At 73.4% G+C, this 3106-nt stretch carries 2 protein-coding genes and 1 rRNA gene; all 3 read left to right on the top strand.

What is annotated here, in order from left to right; all coding sequences use genetic code 11:
• The first annotated feature begins 8 nt into the window (after window positions 1-8).
• Window positions 9-125, top strand: a 5S ribosomal RNA gene (gene rrf / locus AC13HU_RS34765).
• A gap of 68 nt (window positions 126-193) precedes the next feature.
• Complete coding sequence (locus AC13HU_RS34760; protein WP_483045986.1) at window positions 194-745, top strand: GNAT family N-acetyltransferase; 552 nt, start codon at window positions 194-196, stop codon at window positions 743-745.
• A gap of 483 nt (window positions 746-1228) precedes the next feature.
• A complete protein-coding gene (locus AC13HU_RS34755; protein ID WP_483045985.1) occupies window positions 1229-2845 on the top strand; it encodes a hypothetical protein in 1617 nt (538 codons plus the stop codon).
• Window positions 2846-3106: the final 261 nt, after the last annotated feature.

Here is a 3106-nt window from a genome sequence, read left to right as displayed (position 1 = left end):
CATAGTGTTTCGGTGGTCATAGCGTTAGGGAAACGCCCGGTTACATTCCGAACCCGGAAGCTAAGCCTTTCAGCGCCGATGGTACTGCAGGGGGGACCCTGTGGGAGAGTAGGACACCGCCGAACAATTTTCAGCTCGGGTCCCCCGATTTAATCGGGGGACCCGAGCTTTTTTGCGTTGTATCGTCCGGTCCATGGAGTATGAGATACGGCAGGTGCTGCCGGCTGAGTGGCGGCAGAGTCGGGAGCTGCGGTTGGCGGCGCTGCAGGACGCAATCGCACCGGTGGCCTTCGCCCGTACGTACGCCGAGGAGTCGGCGATGAGCGATGACCGATGGCGGCAGCGGGCGTCGGGGGCCGGCTCGCAGCAGTTCGTCGCCGTGGTCACGGGAGACGGCGCCGTCGAAGGCGACGGTGGAGACGGTGAGGGCGGTGGCGCTGCCCGTACCGCGGAGCGCTGGGTGGGGATGACTGTGGTGGTCGTCGAGCGTCCTGACCATCCCAGCCTCAATGCCGTCTACTTGGTGCCCGAGGTTCGCGGGCTCGGGGTGGCCGAGCGGCTGTTCGCGGCCGCCCTGGAGTGGGCGTGGCAGCGGACCGATCGCCTCTACCTGTGGGTGCATGAGAAGAACCCGCGGGCCGAGGCGTTCTATCGGAGGTCGGGCTTCGAGCGGACCGGCAAGACGATCCCGTCGCCCTTGGACGCGTCGTTCACCGAGTACGAGTTGGCGCTCGATCGCCCGTGAGCCGGGCGCTCTGAGTGGTGGGGCGTCGGGCCATACCGCGCCGGCACAGGCAGCGCCGACCGACACCAGTACCAGCATGTGCACCGACGCCCGAGAACGTTCGGCACGCGTTCAGTTCGCGTTCGGTTTCTGCGGCCGAGCGCCGGGCAGCCGCTTTCTGTACGGGTGCGGGCCGACTCCGATCTTCGGGCTGCCGCGGGCTCTGTGGGAGCGGGTGCAGGGCCATTGCCGCGGGGGTGGTGGTGCGGAAGGGTGGCGGTGCGGCCGGTGCCACTGAGGACACCGGTGCCAGAGGGAGCGCGTCCAGGGCGCGCCGATGAAGGGAAGCCGCGGATGGCCACAGATGCGTCGTCTGAGAGTTCGTTAGAGGGTGAGGAGCGTCCGTCGCAGGCCGATACGGCCGATGCGGCCGCGCCGCCGGTCCGCGCACACGGGCGCGAGCGCGTCCGCGGGCGCGCGCTGCGGCGGGCGTCGATCCTGACGGTGGCGTCCGTGGTGGGCGTCCTGCACCTGACCGGAGGCGCTATCGCCGATCCTTCCGGTGCGGACGGTGGGGCGCGCGCGGGTTCGTACGGGAGCGACAGCAGCGGGCAGGCAGGGCTGAGCGGGACCGGTGGCGGCACCCAGTCCGGGGCGATCGGCCTCGGCGCCACCTACGGGAACAGCTCGAACGGTGCTCCCGCGTCGGCCGGGATGAGCGTCGGCGACGGGAAGACCGGGGCCGGTGCCTCGGCCTACGGCAGTGGTACGAACTCGGCCGGGGCGGGTGCGTCCAAGGCCGGGCCCGGCGGCGGAGTGTCGGTCGGCGATGCCACGGCGACCGGCAGCGGGGCGGGAGCCAACTCCAACGCCTCGACCAGTAAGGGGACTTCGTCGGCCGAGGCGAGCGGCGGCGCGCAGAGCGCCGGCGCGACCAGCGGGTCCAGCCAGAACGGGGCTGCTGCCTCCGCGAGCACCAAGGGCGGGGGTTCCTCCGGGGCCAACGCGGATTCCGGTCCCGCCGGTTCGTCCGCTGCGGCTTCCAGCCCCAGCGGCAACACCTCGGCGAGCGCCGCCTCCGGGCCGCTCGGCAGCGCCGGTAAGGCCGGGGTCGGCGTGTCCGGCTCGTCCGCCAGCACGTCGGCGGCCGGTACGTCCGCTGCCGGCACCGACGCCGGCGGCAGTCAGGCGCAGGCGTCCGCGACCAGCACTTCCGGGCCGACCTCCGCCACCTCCACCGGTGTCGGCAGTCCGCTCGGCGGCGTCTCCTCGGCGACCGCCTCCGCGCCCAACGGTGGCACCGCCACCGCCCAGGCGCCCGGCGCCGCGCCCGCCAGCATCTCCGGGCCGCCCGGGACGAGCGTCTCCGCGAGTGCCTACAGCGGGGCGATAGCCGGTACGCCCGGGGCGATGCTCGGGTCGCCCTGGGGGGCGACCACGACATCGAGTTCGGCCCCGGCCGACTCCGCACCGGCGTCCGCTCCGGCCGACTCCGCACCGGCCTCGGCCCCGGCGGACTCCGCGCCGGCCTCGGCTCCAGCCGACTCGGCGCCGGCGGCTGCTGCTGCTCCGGCAGGGGACACGGCTGCCGCGTCCGCGCCTGGTGACGACGGTACGGCCGATGCCGCTTCCGCCGACGCGGGTGACGCGGGGGATGACGGCTCTTCTGCCGCCGCCGGGGATTCCGGGGACGCCGGGGACGCCGGTGACAACGGGGCTTCCGCGGACGGAGCTTCGTCCGACGGCGCCTCTGCCGATGGGGCTTCCTCTGACGGAGGTTCCGCCGATGGGGCTTCCGGCGGTGACTCCGGTGCTTCGGCGTCCGGTGGCGACGGGGGTTCCTCCGACGGGGGTTCCTCTGATGGAGGCTCCTCCGACGGCGGCGGCTATGGCGGTTACGGCGGCAGTGACGGCGGTGCTTCGGCGTCCGGCGGCAGCAGCGGTTCCTCCGACGGCGGTTACGGCGGGGGCGACGGCGGCGGCGAAGGGTCCGGCGGATACGGCGGTGGTTCCGGCAGCGGTGGCGACGGCGGTGGCGGTGACGGCGGTGGTTCCGGCGGTGACGGCGGTGGTGGCTCCGGTGGCGGTGACGGTGGCGGTTCCGGCGGTGGCGGTGACTAGTGCCCCTCCCGGCAAGGTGTGCCCCGCTCGCCGCCCCGGCACGCGCGCCCTCCCTCCAACCTTCGGCGGGTGGGGGTGCCCCCGGCGTTGGCCGAAGGCCCGAGTAGGCCCACGCCGAAGGCCATGGGGGAGCGCCAGCACGCCTCGCCACCGGGCAAACCTTGCCGGTCACGGCACCAGTACGCGTCTGGCGCGTCACTGACCCCGAGGGCTTCTCCGTACGGGCAGAACCGGGCGACCGGCCGCGGCATCGTCGTGGCC

This window comes from Streptomyces sp. NH27 (assembly GCF_056859195.1).
This window is presented reverse-complemented; position numbering and strand designations above follow the sequence as displayed.

Coding starts and splice junctions, on each gene's coding strand:
- AC13HU_RS34760 (WP_483045986.1), top strand. CDS start 194: ATGGAGTATGAGATACGGCAGGTGCTGCCGGCTGAGTGGCGGCAGAGT.